The 17,390-nt window shown below is 36.3% G+C and carries 16 protein-coding genes; all 16 read left to right on the forward strand.

Annotated elements, in window-relative coordinates; all coding sequences use genetic code 11:
* The first annotated feature begins 97 nt into the window (after window positions 1-97).
* The 16 genes from RBQ60_RS07830 (at window position 98) to RBQ60_RS07905 (ending at window position 17,383) form a co-directional block, all read left to right on the forward strand.
* The gene (locus RBQ60_RS07830; protein WP_307885937.1) at window positions 98-1,585 is read left to right on the forward strand and encodes a hypothetical protein; all 1,488 of its coding nucleotides are present in this window, start codon (window positions 98-100) and stop codon (window positions 1,583-1,585) included.
* A 200-nt stretch (window positions 1,586-1,785) separates the two neighbouring features.
* Window positions 1,786-2,454, forward strand: coding sequence for a hypothetical protein (locus RBQ60_RS07835; RefSeq protein ID WP_307885938.1), 669 nt, complete (start codon window positions 1,786-1,788; stop codon window positions 2,452-2,454).
* A gap of 734 nt (window positions 2,455-3,188) precedes the next feature.
* The gene (locus RBQ60_RS07840; RefSeq protein ID WP_307885939.1) at window positions 3,189-3,884 is read left to right on the forward strand and encodes a polyphosphate polymerase domain-containing protein; all 696 of its coding nucleotides are present in this window, start codon (window positions 3,189-3,191) and stop codon (window positions 3,882-3,884) included.
* Between the two features lie 19 nt (window positions 3,885-3,903).
* A complete protein-coding gene (locus RBQ60_RS07845; protein ID WP_307885940.1) occupies window positions 3,904-4,611 on the forward strand; it encodes a DUF4956 domain-containing protein in 708 nt (235 codons plus the stop codon).
* Window positions 4,612-4,685: 74 nt separating this feature from the next.
* The gene (locus RBQ60_RS07850; protein ID WP_307885941.1) at window positions 4,686-6,098 is read left to right on the forward strand and encodes a CotH kinase family protein; all 1,413 of its coding nucleotides are present in this window, start codon (window positions 4,686-4,688) and stop codon (window positions 6,096-6,098) included.
* Complete coding sequence (locus tag RBQ60_RS07855) at window positions 6,095-8,242, forward strand: hypothetical protein (protein ID WP_307885942.1); 2,148 nt, start codon at window positions 6,095-6,097, stop codon at window positions 8,240-8,242. Before RBQ60_RS07850 ends, RBQ60_RS07855 begins: the two co-directional genes overlap by 4 nt.
* Window positions 8,243-8,266: 24 nt before the next feature.
* On the forward strand, window positions 8,267-9,442 hold the full coding sequence (locus RBQ60_RS07860; protein ID WP_307885943.1) for a hypothetical protein: 1,176 nt from the start codon (window positions 8,267-8,269) through the stop codon (window positions 9,440-9,442).
* Window positions 9,435-10,913 (forward strand): glycosyltransferase family 2 protein, encoded by a 1,479-nt coding sequence (locus RBQ60_RS07865; RefSeq protein WP_307885944.1) that lies wholly within the window; start codon window positions 9,435-9,437, stop codon window positions 10,911-10,913. Before RBQ60_RS07860 ends, RBQ60_RS07865 begins: the two co-directional genes overlap by 8 nt.
* 509 nt (window positions 10,914-11,422) lie before the next feature.
* Window positions 11,423-11,698, forward strand: a complete 276-nt coding sequence (locus RBQ60_RS07870) for a hypothetical protein (protein WP_307885945.1) — start codon at window positions 11,423-11,425, stop codon at window positions 11,696-11,698.
* Between the two features lie 996 nt (window positions 11,699-12,694).
* On the forward strand, window positions 12,695-12,955 hold the full coding sequence (locus tag RBQ60_RS07875) for a hypothetical protein (protein ID WP_307885946.1): 261 nt from the start codon (window positions 12,695-12,697) through the stop codon (window positions 12,953-12,955).
* A gap of 435 nt (window positions 12,956-13,390) precedes the next feature.
* Window positions 13,391-13,579 carry a ferredoxin gene (locus RBQ60_RS07880; RefSeq protein WP_053956331.1) on the forward strand — a complete coding sequence of 63 codons (189 nt, stop codon included), beginning with the start codon at window positions 13,391-13,393 and terminating at the stop codon, window positions 13,577-13,579.
* An 11-nt stretch (window positions 13,580-13,590) separates the two neighbouring features.
* A complete protein-coding gene (locus RBQ60_RS07885; RefSeq protein ID WP_307885947.1) occupies window positions 13,591-13,932 on the forward strand; it encodes a cupin domain-containing protein in 342 nt (113 codons plus the stop codon).
* Between the two features lie 56 nt (window positions 13,933-13,988).
* Window positions 13,989-15,833 carry a hydroxylamine reductase gene (gene hcp, locus RBQ60_RS07890; protein ID WP_307885948.1) on the forward strand — a complete coding sequence of 615 codons (1,845 nt, stop codon included), beginning with the start codon at window positions 13,989-13,991 and terminating at the stop codon, window positions 15,831-15,833.
* A gap of 66 nt (window positions 15,834-15,899) precedes the next feature.
* Entirely contained in the window at window positions 15,900-16,511 is a 612-nt protein-coding gene (locus tag RBQ60_RS07895) for a hypothetical protein (protein WP_307885949.1), read from the forward strand.
* Window positions 16,508-17,065 carry a hemerythrin domain-containing protein gene (locus RBQ60_RS07900; RefSeq protein ID WP_307885950.1) on the forward strand — a complete coding sequence of 186 codons (558 nt, stop codon included), beginning with the start codon at window positions 16,508-16,510 and terminating at the stop codon, window positions 17,063-17,065. The genes RBQ60_RS07895 and RBQ60_RS07900 overlap by 4 nt, the downstream gene beginning before the upstream one ends.
* Before the next feature lie 24 nt (window positions 17,066-17,089).
* Window positions 17,090-17,383: a hypothetical protein gene (locus tag RBQ60_RS07905; protein WP_307885951.1), complete on the forward strand. Its 294-nt coding sequence runs from the start codon at window positions 17,090-17,092 to the stop codon at window positions 17,381-17,383.
* The last annotated feature ends 7 nt before the right edge of the window (window positions 17,384-17,390 follow it).

Here is a 17,390-nt window from a genome sequence, read left to right on the forward strand (position 1 = left end):
CGGCAAAGTATATACTGCTTTTTTCGACAATAAATGTTATCATAGAACAAATACAATTTATACCACTGGAAATAGTGATGTAATAACGGAGGTAATTATGATGAAAATTAGTAATTATGCGTATGTATTAAAAACTCTTATTGGTATCGCAAATGTAAAGATGATGAATGTGGCAAAAAATGTTGATTATGACATTTCTTATATAAGCAAGTGGTGTAATGATAATAATCTTCCACCGAAAAAAAACATCTGTGGTATCAATAAAAGGCTTGCAGAGCTTTTTGCCAGTGAAATTGTATCACATAAAACCTATTCTATCGTTTCCAGAGAATTAAATCTGATAAATATTGATGATCAGCAAAATAAAGAGGAATTGATTGAAAATGAAATTTACAAAGTCTTAATGTCTTCTTACGAAATTTCAGAAAGTACCTCAAAGAAGAATTGGCAGGAAAAAACAAGTACTGTTATAACAGGAAGAAAAAGAATTGTTGAATACTTATCAAAAACAATTAGGGCAATCATTGAAAACTCCAATAGTGACATAAATCTCATCTGTACATTAGACATAGATCGCTTACTTCAAATTTATGGTGCCGTTTATCTACGCCCGTATCATTTAAAGAATAATATACGTATATTCGCAAACTTGGGATTAAATATAAATCTATTAAAAACAAATTATGAGGGCGCATTAAATAGAATTTATTCTTTATTGAATTCCAAGTTGGAGTGTGAATTCACACTATTTAACAATTCCAAGGTTGAGAAATATAATGTTTTAGTAATACAGGATAAAATAGCCTTTCTGTTTTCCGTTGATTATAATGGAGATATAGATATGGCAATTGAAATAAAGGATAAAGTAGCTGTAAATGAAATATACTTTCAGGCAAATTCAAAACTTAAAGCTACAAATATTATCCTACGCCCTACAGATAATTCGAGTATGGAACACGGTGGCTTTCGAACTAAGTTTTATACAGCACCAGAGTTTGAATTCTTTTCGGTATATGGCTTCGAGTTTTTTTTACCAAAGGATATTGTTGACAGCCTTAGCAGAGAGGCTGTTGCCCAAAGCGGGAATAAAAATATGGCTGCAGTAGTAAAAAAATTACAGATTGCCTGGGAGGAACGTTTTATAAATGCAGAAATAAATTTTACTGTTCCAAAATCTGCAGTGATGAGATATGTCGAAAAAGGTGTGATGTATTATATGGATGTTCATTATCAGGCCACGGTGGAGCAAAGAAGACAGCATGTAAGACAATTTATAGAACATATGAAAAAGAATAGAAAAATAAATCTTTTTATTTTAGAGGATGATTATTTCCTAGAAGAATTTTTTCAGATTTCCATTTATTTTAACCACAAAATGCTTTTTCTTAAAAAGAATAGCCATTCAATTAAAAATGGTGCATCACGGTATTATGTTTTAGCAAATGAAAAATATATTCAATATGTAAAAGAATATTTTAGAAATTCATTAAGCAAGAATTCTTTAGTTAAATATAAAGTGGAGGAGATTGAACATATCGTGAATAAAAATGAAAAGATGATTTTGCGTATGTTAGATTTAAACTAATTGAAATTATATTATATACGAAAGGATATATACTTCGAGGTCAACTTGCTCTATTTTTAATGAAGCTAGCTCGGACAAGCGAAGAGCACAGTTAAGAAAGATAGTAATAATGTAATTGTTACGGGTAGTACCATAATGTAAACAAGAGGATAAATAATGGCTCTTGAAAATGTATCCAGAAACTCTGTTTGAAAAGGGAGGTGTTAAATATTAAAAAGGTGAAAGAACTGCAAAAACAAAATAATAAATTAAATGAATATATAAATTTAGAAAATCAAGGGAGACTCACGGATATGATTTGCTATATTCGTGGTGCTGGTATTTCTGATTATAAACAAGAATTAGTGCGAAGAGATTTAATTGAAATGGTTTTATCCATACAAGAACGAGGAGAAAATATAAACAACGTTATAGGTGGAGATTTTAAAGAATTTTGCGATAATGTGATAGCAAATTTACAGCCAAGGACTATAAAAGAAAAAGTGTTGATTACCTCAAATGTTTTTTGTATTGGATTATCAACCTTTTTTACATTAAGAATCATATTTTCAAAGGATACATATGCACATGGTTTGTTTGCAAAAGAAACGGTAAATTATAGTTTACCAATAACACTTGGAACTATTATTTTCACTATAATTATGTTGATTTTCTCAGGGATAATCGTAGAAGTAATTACAAAAAAACCATATAAAAAACAAGAAGGTTCAATAGTAGTTGCAACAATCATAGCAACTTTTATTTTAACCGCTAAATTTGGAAAAACAGTTATTTTTACTGTAAATATTTTTACTGCAATAGGTGTAGTTATAGTTTTATTTATTATACATAAATTTTTAAGTAAAGTTTATTTTGATTTATATAAATAAAATAGATAAATAACACTTCTGAGTATTGCTTAATCCATCTAAAGATAGTGGATATGGAAACACCGTATTACTTTGACAGTTGGGTTTGAGTTTTGCCATTTGGTAAAAAGCAACAATGCTTTTCTAAAAACATCATCATATTTAGGGTAATGGGCATAAAGAACCTCCTTCTATTGTATGTAATTAATTGTAATACATAAATAGTTTTTGTGTCTACTTTTTCAATATAATACTATTGATAGGTTCATATTAATGTATAATATAGCCTAATTATTAATGCCGAAAATAGGTTGAATGATAATTAGGCTATTTGCTTTTTATTTTCCCAGTGACCGTTCAATGTCATATACATCGCTGTTTTTTGATGGTATAATAGATATTATTATCAAATTATCAATTAAATTACATTTATTGACATATAGTCAAAAAATCTTATCATGAATATGGTAAGGTATGCGATAAAAGTATTCATTATAGGTTCATTTTTTAGACATAGATTATGGTTTTTTCTCAAGTATCTTTATATATTTTTACTCGGAAATAATGGTTGGTGTTTAACTAGGCTGGGACGGATTTCTTTAAAGAAAAACTTTGTTTTAGGTGGTTTTGTATTATATGTTTAATCGATTTTTCCTAGTGACTTCTTTTAAAAAGGGACATTGGGAATTGTGATTTTAGGTTGGTCTTGGCTTGAAAAGGATATTACTTTTTTATGGTTTTTGGAGGGAGTATGAATGAATGTTGTTTTAAGAAGAGAAGAAAAGTATGTAATCGCCAATCAGGAGGCTCTTTTATACTCTTCTCATCTGGAAAATACTTTGAATAAAGATGAATTTTCTCAGAACGGCAGCTACATGGTACGTTCTTTATATTTTGACACCATTGATGATAAGGATTTTTTTGATAAAATAAACGAACAGGAAATAAGAAGAAAAATAAGGCTACGGATTTATGATACATCTGCTGAAGTTGCAAAGCTGGAACTAAAACAAAAACAAGGTGTCTATCAAAAAAAAACAAGTATAACGATTGCCAGAGAAGACGCTTGTGGGTTGATTTCCTGTGACTTTTCGGTTTTATTAAAATATGACAATCCCTTTGCCAATGAATTATACACAATCATGTCGATGGAGTGTTATCGACCGAAAACGATAGTGGAATATGGGCGTATGGCATATATGGCGAAGGAAAATCATATTCGCCTGACTTTTGATCATGATATTCGGGCAAATGAAAGCAATTTTAATCTATTCGATAAGGATTTACAGCTAAGCCCTGTATTTCCCATGGATTCAGTCGTTTTCGAAGTGAAGTACGATCAGTTTTTATTGGGCTATATTTCTGAAATGATTGCTTGCATCAATCGTCGACCTGTATCATCAAGCAAATACTGTATGGGTCGATCTATGGGGTATCCTTTATACTTATAAGAGATTAGGAGAAATTGACGTGAATAAATATTTATACGATATCATTAGTAATACAGGAAGTTTGAGTGTTGAAGACATTATACTGCGAATTATTTTTTCCGTAGTGATGGGATGTATCATTTTTTTATCATATCGCATGACCCATACGGGAACGATTTATAGCCATAAATTTAATATTACACTGCTTACCTTAACGGTTTTAACAACTACGGTAATGACCGTAATTGGGAACAACATTGCGTTATCGTTGGGTATGGTTGGTGCCTTGTCCATTATCCGTTTTCGAACCTCCATTAAAGATAGCAGAGATACTGTTTACATATTTTGGACAATTATTGTTGGGATTTGTTCCGGTGTGGGGGATTATACGGTGGCAACCGTGGGCAGTATTGCGGTATTTGTTGTACTGCTTCTATTTGGACGTGTAAAAAGCAATAATCGAATTTTATTGATTGTTAAGGGCTCCCGTTTATTAGAGGAAGAAATACGTAGAACTATTTTTACCTATTTTCCAAAACCTCCTGTATTGAAGGTGCAAAACAGTAGTGCGGAAAAGGTGGAAATGATTTTTGAGCTGAACAAAAAACTATTGGACTCAGCCCAGAAAAAGGAAATGAACCGGGCATTAGGGGAAAAACGAGACAGCAAGACTATTTTGGATTTATTATATCATTTGGGGGACGTGGATTATGTAAATATTGTTGTTCAGAGCGATGAGATTTCGTAGGTGATTGTATGAAGTACAAAATAATAAGCATACTCTGCATAATTCTTATGGTGTTACTCCCTATGGGGGTTCGTATGTTAGGTTTGCCCCAGAATAGGTATCATCAGCATTTACAAGCACAAGAAAAGCCAAAGTGTACAACCCATGGTAAGGAAACCTTTTGCACCCATATACCCTTAATTAATATTACAACCAAAGAGACGGTGCCTGCCCCTTTTCTTTATAATGAGGACGGAAGTCGCACCTTAAATAATAAAATGGTTCAAGCTTCGGTACAATATTTTGATAATCAGGAGTATAACAATCATTTAACAGATACCCCGACCGTATCCGAACATGCCCTCATTCGCACCAGAGGGAGAAGTTCCAGAGGTTTTGATAAACAAGGATATTTGTTAAAGTTTATGGAGGCTGATTTTCTTAACAACAAAAAAGTTTCGTTATCTGGGATGACAGCGGATAGCGATTGGGTGTTACATGGACCTTTTTTGGATAAAACTCTGATAAGGAATTATTTATGCTATAACTTGGCTGGAGAAATCATGGACTATAGTCCCAATGTACGATTTTGTGAAATATTTATAAACGGAACGTATAAAGGGCTTTATTTGCTTACCGAAAAAATTGAATATAATGACGAGGGCCGAATTAAATTTACAGAAACAGACCCAGATTTGCCAGCGACCTCCTATATTGTGAAGTTGGATGAGGAGGGGGAGAATCCACTTTACTCTTTAAATACCTTTAGTGAGTATTCAGGGAAAAATGGCCCGCGAAAAAGAGGGAGCAATAAGCTTGAAATCATCTATCCCAATAAAACATTAACTTTGGAACAGAAAGAGTATATTGAAGCAGAAATCTCCAGGTTTGAGAAGGCATTGGTTTCTTTTGATTCTGCAGATAAGAACTACGGATACCCATCTTTTATTGATACTGCATCCTTTGTAGATTATTTTATTATCAATGAATTTACCATGAATTCTGATGCCGCCAGACTTTCAACTTTTTTTTACAAAGATATTACGGGAAAACTGAAAATTACGGTATGGGACTTTAACTCCGCTTTTGACAATTACCTTCCCGTTATGTCGGAACCTCATTATTTTATGATGACAGATAAATTTTGGTACGAATATATGTTAAGAGATCAGGATTTCTCTAACAAGATTATATATCGCTATAACGCCTTAAGGAAAACGTATTTGAGTGATGAATATTTAGTAGAGTACATTGATGAAACTATAGCCTATCTTGGGGATGCAATTGATCGGAACTATGAGGTTTGGGGATATAGTTTTTCTCAAGAAGAAGATATGTTGATTCCAACAGAAAGAAACCCAAGAAATTTTGAAGAGGCCGTTGCAGATTTGAAACAAAGCATAATAAAACGCGGTGAATTTTTAGATGCCAACATTGAAACATTAAAATCTCTGTCCCATGATTCGATAAACAAACAATTTAACCATGATGTAGGTGGGAGATCATGAAAAAGTATTTAGTTTTTGTTATAATTTCAATAATGTGTTACTTCTTATATGATTACGGTGTTTTTTACAGCGGAATGTTATTTGTACCCAATACGCAAGAAATTGAGTGTTTTGCAAAGGCCGACAGTGAAAAGCTTTGGGTGGATGAGGGGGATGGCTTTGAAGTATTTGATATAAAAGGAGTGAACCTAGGTCTGGGAAAACCGGGGAAGTTTGCTACAGATTACAGTATTACCGAGGAAGAATATATCCGTTGGTTTACTCAGATTCAGGAGGTAGGGGCGAATGTTATTCGAACCTATACCATTGCCCACGATACTTTTTACAAAGCCTTTTACGATTATAATAAAGACAATCCAAATCCCCTTTATTTAATTCATGGTGTTTGGGTTGACGACTACATGCTAAATTCACATCGAGATGCTTTTGATAAAAAATTTGAGGGAGACTTATTAAAAGACTGCAAGGATGTAATTGATATAATCCATGGAAGGCACAAGCGAGCGGCGTTGGAAACCGTAGGGAAACAGAATTACAAATATGACATATCCCCTTGGGTGTATGGCTATATTGTTGGCGTGGAATGGGAAGGAGACATTGTAGCTTTTACAAATGAAACGGCGGAGCAAAGAGAGCAATATAAGGGGAAGTATTTATACACAGAAAATGCAGCAAATTTCGAAATTTTCTTAGCATCCATAGGGGATAGAATGATTGAATACGAAACAGAAAAGTATGGAACCCAACGTACTTTGGCATTTTCAAATTGGCCGGCAACGGATCCGTTCCTTTACCCAGAAGATTTGGCAATTCAATATCGAAAATTTGCAAGGGTTGATGTGGAAAATATAAAGTCGACAAGGGACTTTATCGGGGGCCAATATGCCAGCTATCATATTTACCCTTATTACCCGGAGTATGATAACTTTTTGGATCAGACCACTGAGAATACCTATCTGTCTTACTTGGCAAGGCTGAATCAGCATCACACACAGCCCGTAGTTATTTCGGAATTTGGAGTACCTTCCAGTCGTGGTATGGCTTCTTACGAACAGAATAGAAACCTTGGTAGAAATCAGGGCAATCTGAATGAACAACAGCAAGGTGAAGCGATTGTTTCTTTATACAACGATATTAAAAATGCAGGCTTGGCAGGAGGGATAGTATTTATTTGGCAGGACGAGTGGTTCAAACGAACATGGAATACCATTCCCTATGTGGATCTAAACCAGATTATCTATTGGAGTGATTACCAAACAAATGAGCAAAGCTTTGGTTTATTGTCCTTCGATCCCGGAAAAGAGGAGAGCATTTGTTATGTGGATGGGGATAAGGGTGATTGGGGAACAGAAGACATTGTTACAAGTCAGGAAGGGCATCAACTATCTGTGAAATACGATGAAAGGTTTATATATTTTCTTGTGGAGAAGGTGGGGTTTGATTATGAGAAGAATAAAATCTATCTTCCTATGGACTTGACTCCCAAAAGTGGCAGCACCCATATCGGTCGACACAACATAAAAACCAATAAACCTACAGATTTTTTAATCGAAATTAATGGAAAGAACGAAAGTCGTGTCTGGGTGCAAGATCGTTATCATACGACAAGAGCAATTTATGGAAACCAGCTTATCCATAAATATAACCCCTATCAAAATCCACCAGCGAAAGATTCTACAAATTTTGAAAAAATCAATTTGACTTTGCATGAGTTGAATTATTACAAGGATGATTACCAGATAGAAATCGATGACTATGATTTTGCTAATGAGGGAGAGTATTACACTTTATTGCAAAGCTATGAAACAGGAAAGCTTCTTCACGGAAATGCAAATCCAAAAGCGGTGGATTTTAATTCTTTGGCAGATTTTTGTTTTGGGAATGGCTTTGTAGAAATCAAAACGCCTTGGCAGCTGCTTAATTTTTCCAATCCATCCCAGATGAAAATTCACGATGACTATTATGAGCATTTTGGGGTTGAACAAATCAGAGTAAAGGAGATGTTTATCGGAGTTGGAAGTGGGCAGGAGAAGATTGAAATGAAGTCATTACCTTTAGAAGGTTGGGGGCGTAAGGTTACATACCATGAGCGTCTTAAGGAATCCTATTATATTTTACAAAAAGCATGGTTGGAGGAGAAGTGAAAAAAATAAAGAAAGGAGAAATTTATGAATTTTGTTATCCAAATATATATGATTATATGTGTGGCACTAATCATTTTCGATATCGCTTTTTTGGTTTTAAAAAATCTGAGAGGGAAAAAATTCGGAGGTAAGGATTCAAAAACTAAGGATTTTCTGATGAAACAGTTTCGGCAATATAATGCCGAAAAAGGGTTTGGAAAAGAATTAAAGTTTTTTCTGACAAAGAGTATTAGTAAAACAAAGAACCTGGTTGTTTTGCAAAACGTGCTGGAGGAATTGGACGAACACAAGTCTGAGATTTACCTTGAGATTAAACCCTATATTTTAAACTTGATTACAGAATATAAAGGGAAAAGTGAATATGAAAGAGCATTTTACGCATATGTTGTTTCTTGTTTGAGTTTTGAGGATGAAAGCCCTACAGAGCAGTTCTATAAAGAATTTTTTTCTTTTTTAGATAGTCAATCGTTATATACTTTCTCCAATGCTATGATTGGATTTTACCGTTTTAAGGACCCCTATGCATTGAATAATGCAATTAAAAAAGTGGATGAAAAGGGGACTTTTTACCACGGAAAGCTATTCGTAGATGGCTTATTGGAATTCAACGGGGATAAGCAAGAGCTTAACCAATTGATGAAAGAGAACTTTTTTGTGTATGCTCCTTCTACCCAGGTGAGTATTTTGAACTACTTTAGACAGAATGGTATGGATGAGGGGGATTTTTGTTTTGAAGTATGGCAAAACAAGGATATAAATGAGGAAGTAATATATGCAGCCATGCGTTATTTTGCAAAGTTTCCTAGAGAGGAATCGAGGCAAAAGTTCATAACGATTTTAAAGAATGATGATTCTAATTGGATTGAACAGCTCCTTGCTATTCAAGGGTTGACAAATTATAACGATTTTATGGTTCGGGCTGTAATCAAGAGAAAAAGCACCCATCCGAATTGGTATATACGAACTAATGCAGTGGGTTATTTGCATGATAATGGATTGGATAAACACGAAATACTTGAAATACTTAGATTATTCGATCACTTTACCAATGATGCGTTATTGTACCATTATCGAGAGGATGAGGAAACTACAAGTTATATCGTAAAAACAATTCAGCGTTTAGAAAGGGAGAAAAACGAAGATACTTCATGGAAGCCAGCGGTGTTGCAGTACCAGAGGGAGGGGGGGCTTAGTGTTTGATTTTTTATATGACTATTTTACTCTGGAATCTGTAAAAACAATTTTATATTATACAGAAATTTTCTTTGTCATTTATCTATTGGGATATTCTTCATTTTTATTTATTTCCGTTGTAAGTGGAGGTAATGAGCTTTTTGAAAATATGAAAAAGAAAAAATTGCGAAATCAGATTCATCATGATTATTATGTACCTATTTCCATTGTAGTACCCGCATATAACGAAGAGGTTACAATAATGGACACGATCCAATCTCTCTTGAACTTGAAATATAAAATTTATGAAATAATAATTGTAAACGACGGTTCCAAAGATCTTACATTAGAAAAAGTAGTAAAGCATTTCAATTTACATAAGGTACATAGGCCAATAAGAAAACTCCTTCCTTGTCAAAATGAAATAGATGTATATGAAGGAAAATACCAGAACAAAGTACCGATTACTTTGGTGGATAAGTTCAATGGAGGTAAAGCAGACGCCATTAATATGGGGATAAATATATCCAAGCATCCTTATTTTATATGTATGGATGCAGATTCCATTTTACAAGAAGATTCTCTAATTAATATTGCGACACCAGTTTTGGAGAATGAAGACGTAATCGCCGTTGGGAGTATGATTCGGGTTTCTAACGATAGTAGTTTTGTAAATGGGAAACTTGTGAAATTCCAATTACCGAAAAAAATTGTTCCCGCTTTACAAGCTTTGGAGTATGAACGTTCTTTTTTAGCGTCGCGTATTTTTTTAGATAAGTTTAATTCAAATTTAATAATTTCAGGTGCCTTTGGTTTGTTTAAAAAAGATGCTGTAATTGCCATCGGCGGATACAAGGTTGGATCAATGGGTGAAGATATGGAATTGATTGTAAAGTTACATTCTTATTACAGAGCCAATCGTTTGCCCTATAAAATCAAATATGCGTATGAAGCAATTTGCTGGACACAAGTGCCAGAACAATTTGGTGACTTATTAAAACAAAGGAAGCGCTGGTATATTGGTCTTTTTCAAAGTCTAGTTCAGCATAATAATTTGTTAACTACAGGAAGCTATTTATACTATCTTTTTTATGAACTGTTTTCACCTTTCATAGAATTGGCAGGTATTTTTATTACCTTACTGGCTTACAAGTTTGGTCTGTTGAACCGAGAATTCATGATTATACTATTTTTAACCTATGCGGTTTTTGGTTCTATGTTAACGGTGATTTCCTTTCTGACAAGAAATTTCCTGAGTGATACAAGAATCAGCGCCAAAGATGTATTAAAATCCATATTTCTCTGTATCCCTGAAAATATTATCATGCGTTTTATTTTGGCATGGACTCGAATGGTCTCCTTGTTATTTTACCGAGGAGATAGGACTAACTGGGGGTCTATAGCCAGAACAAAAATTAAATACGATGAGTGTAGTTTCGGAGATACAGAAAGGGAAAACGAAGAGGATGCAGATGAAAGCGTTACTGCGAATCTGTAAGATTCTTTTTTTAATGATTAAAGGATTACGATTGATAGGGTTGAAAGAAAGCTAGCTATAAGGAGTAAATTTTCTTTTTCTTTGTAGAAAAGTTCATAAAGACAGTTTATCGTCAAGAAGCACAAAAAACAGGGCATCGTGAAAATTGCTGTTCTGCACCGTTAAAATTTATCGAAGGAATCGAACTTGGCATAGTGATGTAATTCAGACATTACGCAGGCGTAGGGCTTTACAAAAGCCTCATGTGTCTGTCGCAGACAGAGTACCACTATAGGACTGGTATGCCACATCTAAGGGATAACGATACCCTTTTGATGATTGGTTTAAGTCTATTTGCCGGTCTTTTTTCGTGGTTTAAAGGTGCAAAAACAATACCGGATTAACCAAAGATTGTATAGAACCTCCAAACTGATGTTAGCATAATTACTCAGTTTGGAGGTTTTTTATGCGTTTCAAGTTTTGTGTAAACTCAAAATCTGATAAAGGTGAAGGAATGGTTCGCTAGTGAGTTGAATGGGATTAAGGTTTCTTCGGTATCCAAATCCACTGTATTCCGAGATGAAATGGGTAAAAATATGGCCCTTGGTGTGGTGGAGGGTATTGAAGATGGAACAACGGAGATCCTTTATGCATTGGATGAGATGGGAACAGCCGTGATGTCTGAAACTAATGATGTTTTGAACGCCTTTCAGCAGAATGTGGAATCCAGAGCAGATAAAATTTCTAGCTTTGCAGGATTGTTTGATGCAGTAACACAGAACGTGAAAGTCAGCGCACAATCTTAATTGAAAATCTCGTCGGTCAGGTGGTGTTGCTGAGCCAGTAGCAGAATGATTTACAGGATTTGATGTCAAGGGTATTCTAACGCAACGCTGGATGAACTTCGGGAGCAAAGGGCCAAAGGCCGCCGCAGAAATTCATGCATTAACCCAAATGTCAGAATGACGAACTAGGCGCATTCAGAGAACTTTATGTCCAGAAGATTAAGCTTTCCACGGAATCTGCCATTACTGAATTTTCTGGCTTATACTTAGCGGTTAAGTCTGTGGTTAAATGAAATGGCGGAGAATGCCGCCTATGCAGTGAATAGTAAGAGTAGTTTATTAAAAGGAACAGAGTGATGAAAAGCTGTATACCTTGATTGTGAAAACTTTCGCTACGGCACTTTTAGAGGGGTTAAATTATGTGGGATATAGTATTTTTAATGCCATTCCTAAGATTTTGAACTTTTTCATTTTAATTGACAGTATCAAAATGGCAAAAAATAACATGGATTTCCTTTGATGGCGAGGCTGATAGAAGAAATAGAATGTTTACATCCACCTATGTCAAGATTTATAGCATTGCTCTACGTGCAGCAAAATCTGTGTCAAATACAAACTAATCAATACGACCACATCGTTTTAAAGTCTGCGAGTAAAAAAGTTAGTTAACTGGTTTTTCCTCACCAAGTTGTCCTCCTTACCATATTGTATAGTAGATAGTGTACAAGCCAGTAAAGGAGGAATTATGATGTGTAGACAAAGATCTAATTGTAGACGATGCTGCTGTTGTCGTTGCTGCTGCTGTTGTCGTTGCTGTTGCCGCTGGTATCGCTAATGAAATTAGTAAAAAGAAATATAAAAAGTTATTTAAATAATACTGATTTTAAAGGCTAAAATCACTATCTGTTAACAACATTATAGTATGGCTAAATAAGAACTGACCGTTTTAAAGAAGGTCAGTTCTTATTTATTACAAAATACAGCAGTACAAATTAAAACTGCCAGAGGATACCGCCATTGTCATTGGAAAGTAGAACTTTGACACCATCAGGCGGACGGTATCCCGTAGATATTATCAAAGTGGCACCAATAGAAAAATGGAAAACCGTAATTAACTTCCAGAACAAAAACCCTCCCCTTGAGTTTCAAAAAGCATCTTACACAAAGTGTTTAGAAATGCGTTCTGCCTATGGTGTTGTTAAATTCACAGATCCTTATACAGGAGAGGCGTATCTGCCAAAAAGAAATGCATTGCAAAAAAAATACTCTCTATGTTAGATGTAGTAGGGGCAGAAGTTGCTTTTATTAATTAAAAGGCCTTATTTTATACGGAAATAAGCAGTATAAAGTAAAGAAGCTAGTGTTTTCCTTCAAGAAATGGAACAAAGGATTGCGGTATTATAAGTCAGCCAGATTGTAGCGGGCATCATCCTTTCTTTTGTATCTAAGGGTGTTTTTCAGTATGATTTTGAGGAAAGCTTTGACCCTTTCAGCTCATTCATTCGATTTCCAGAGGCTAGTTAGGTGTTTGATGTTTGATTTTGAGTGATTTTCTGCCGTTAGACATCTTTCATTGGAATGAGGGTAAAGCTTCTTGTTATCATTCTTTTCATTTACGTTGTTTTAACAACATAAATGTTGTGAAATCAATGATAATATTGAACTAATAAAAAACAACATTTTAATAGCGATTCTGAAAAGGAGATGTTTCTTATGAAGTATTTTGTGAACGAAAGTTGTATTGGGTGTGGGTTATGTGCAATTGCTTGTCCAGAGGTTTTTGAAATGACGGACGCAGGAGTTGCAATTGCTTCCAAAGAAGAAGTTTCCGTAGACGTGCTGGATGCAGCAGCACAGGCACAAAGTGGTTGTCCTGTGAATGCCATCGAAAGCGATGATTAAGGAGGTTATATATGAATTACATAAAAAATATAGAACATGAGTCAGCATTGTGTTTAAAAGATGAAGTTTCTGTTCAGGCTGGGCAAATTGTGAGTAAAACCCTAGCTCAGAATCCTCATGTCAGCATTACTCTTTTTGCATTTTCAAAAGGGGAGGAAATCAGCTCCCATGATTCTAGTGGGGATGCAATGGTTTTGGTACTGGAAGGCACAGGGCAGTTCACCGTGGATGGTTCTGAATACGTTTTGAGTGCGGGTGAAACCTTAATTATGCCGGCAAAGAAACCTCATGCAGTATTTGCTAAAGAGGCCTTCAAAATGCTGCTCACAGTTGTTTCTCCCTCAATGAGCTGATAGAACAAAAAGAAAAATAACATAAAAAATATAAGTAAAATAAAGGAGTAATAATCATGGAAAATAAAATGTTTTGCTATCAATGCCAAGAAACTGCAGGATGTACAGGATGCACCCAGATGGGTGTTTGTGGCAAAAAGCCCGATATTGCTGGGATGCAGGATCTGTTAATATATGTAACTAAGGGGCTGTCAGCTGTTACCACTGCCCTTCGTGCCCAGGGTGGAGAGGTTTCTTCCACAATTAATCACTTGATTACATTAAATCTTTTCATAACAATTACCAACGCCAACTTTGATAAAGAAGCGATCACAGCTCGTATCCGTGGAACATTGGATGCAAAGCGTGAACTGCTTGCACAGGTAAGAAATAGGGAAACGTTGCCCGAGGCGTCACACTGGTATGGGGACGCATCTACGTTTGAAGCAAAGGCAGCCAAGGTGGGTGTGCTTTCTACAGAAAATGAGGATATTCGTTCATTGCGTGAACTGATTACTTATGGCTTAAAAGGACTTTCCGCCTACTCCAAGCATGCTAACGTTTTGCTGCAAGAAGATGGTGAAGTTGATGCATTTCTCCAGCGTGCTCTGTCGGCGACTCTGGATGACAATCTTTCCGCAGATGATTTGGTTGCACTGACACTGGAAACAGGAAAGTATGGTGTTTTCGGTATGGCTCTGCTGGACAAAGCAAATACGCAAGCCTACGGAAATCCTGAGATTACTAAGGTGAGTATTGGCGTGGGTTCTCGCCCAGGAATTTTGGTTTCCGGCCATGACCTGCGGGACTTAGAAATGCTGCTTAAACAGACCCAAGAAACTGGTGTGGATGTATATACTCACTCTGAGATGTTGCCTGCACACTACTACCCTGCATTTAAGAAGTATTCTAATTTTGTAGGAAACTACGGGAATGCATGGTGGAAACAAAAAGAGGAATTTGAAACCTTCAACGGACCAATTCTCATGACTACCAACTGCATTGTTCCTCCTAAGGATAGCTATAAAGACCGTCTGTATACAACCGGTGCAGCAGGCTTCCTTGGTTGCAAGCATATTTCAGGTGCAATTGGAGAAGAAAAGGATTTCTCAGAAATCATTGAACACGCAAAACATTGCGTAGCTCCAACAGAAATCGAAACTGGAGAAATTATAGGCGGCTTTGCACACAACCAAGTTCTGGCTCTCGCCGATCAGGTGGTTGCGGCAGTAAAATCAGGTGCAATCAAAAAGTTTGTGGTTATGGCAGGTTGTGATGGTCGTGCCAAGAGCCGCAATTATTATACTGACTTTGCCCAAGCTCTGCCCAAGGATGCGGTTATTCTCACTGCAGGTTGTGCCAAGTATAAGTACAACAAATTGGAACTGGGTGACATCGGTGGTATTCCTCGTGTATTGGATGCGGGACAATGCAATGACTCCTACTCCTTGGCTGTTATCGCACTGAAGTTGAAAGAGGTTTTTGGATTGGAGGACATCAACGATTTGCCTATCGTTTATAACATTGCTTGGTATGAGCAAAAAGCAGTGATTGTACTTCTGGCTCTGCTGTATTTGGGTGTGAAAAATATTCATTTAGGGCCAACACTTCCTGCGTTCCTTAGCCAGAATGTAGCAAAGGTACTGGTAGAAAACTTTGGCATTGCAGGGATTGGAAATGTTGAGGATGACATAAAGCTGTTTTTTGACGAAGATACTACAAATGACTTTGTTACTGGTGATATGATAATGAGCGATATTTTGCGTAAATACCCCGAAACTGCTCCTGCACTGATGGAGTGTGGAATGCATTGTTTAGGTTGTCCTTCCTCCCAGATGGAGACTTTAGCAGATGCATGTATGGTTCATGGGTTAAATGTGAATGATGTATTAAAAGCTGTAAATAGTAAGGTGAACGGTTAACGTTAAGATTAAGGTCATGGAATACTTAATTATTCCATGACCACATTTTTAGAAAGGGTTGAGATTATGAGTGCATTTTTAGGGCCAATTCATTACTGGCTTTATCGTAAAATTCAGTTGCAGGAGGGATTGACGGAAGCAATGTTGTCTTCGATTCTGTCAGAAGAAGAGCGTAATGCCTTGGAAAACAAGCTAAATATAACTTATGGAATTGTTGAGCGACGCCCGTTGGAAGACGTGATTGATAACGGTAACATCCACGGTTGGTTGCAAGGCCAAATCGGTATTGCAGAGAAGCGCTTTGCAGCAACAGTTACAGAAATTTTACATGGCGATCCAACAAAAATTGAAGTGCTTAAACAACGGGCATTTCAACTGGGATTGCATAATCCGTTGTTAGATTCTAATGATGCTCAGGAAATCTATCGAGCTTTGAATGATGTACTGCTGGAAGGCATGCCCTGTGACCACGTCAATGAAATTTTAGAGCAGAGTGAGCAACGTGTTCGCTGGCACCAGACTGTGGATTTGCATTTACCTTTTTGGGATGCAGTAGGTGGAAAGATTGAAAACTATTATGTATTACGAGAGGCTTTTGTTTCAGGGAGTCTTTCTGGCGGTCATTTTTCTTTTCAACGGATAGACGGGCAGTTTCTCATTGAGGAGGTGCAAAGATGAATTCTATTGAATTAATGGTACAGGAACATAAAAATATTCTTGCCCTTGTAGCGGTAATCCGTAATGCCGGCTGCCGCATATTGGAGGGTGCCCCCATAGAAGTAAATGATTTTAGGGATATGATTACCTTTGCACGAACCTATGCGGATCAACATCATCATGGGAAAGAGGAGCGGATTTTGTTCCGAGAGATGACGGGGCGGCTGGGTCCTGCTGCCGTAAAGCTGATTCAACATGGTATGTTGGTTGAGCATGATATGGGGAGGTTTCACTTGGGTGAGCTTGAAGTTGCATTAGAACGTTATGAGTCTGCCCCAAACACTCTGGACAAGCTGGAAATTTTGGTAAACGCCGGTGTATGGGCGAACCTATTACAACGTCATATTGACAAAGAGGATAATGTAGTTTATACGTTTGCAGGACGTAGCCTTACGGATGATGTGTTGCAGAGCATAAACAGTGAAGTGGAACTTTTTGAAAATCAAGCGGAAGAGAAGGGAGTTCAGGAGACTGCTTTGAATTTGTTGAAACACCTCACGGAAAAATATTGCTAATTCAAAGAAAGAAGGGATATGATTATGAGTTTCGAACAATGGAAGGAACATATTTCGAATTTTGAACGCATTGATGTTCGTCACTTACAAGGAAACTTTTTCCCTGGTTTACAAAAACGTGCTGCTGGTTTGGATAAAGGTTGTGGGTTAACAATTATACAAACTTTTGAGCCCCTACCTCTTTATGCCCCTATGGAAGCTCTTGGGTTTGAACATTTTGCGCAACAAGTCGGGGAAGATGAGTTTCATATTTATTTCTTCCGTGTGCAGAAGACGGAGACGGCTGAGGTGCGCCCTTTCGCCCCCTGGCTTTGTTGAACTATCC

Origin of the sequence: Anaerotignum sp. MB30-C6 (assembly GCF_030908465.1) — a bacterium.
GTDB lineage: Bacteria > Bacillota > Clostridia > Lachnospirales > Anaerotignaceae > Chakrabartyella.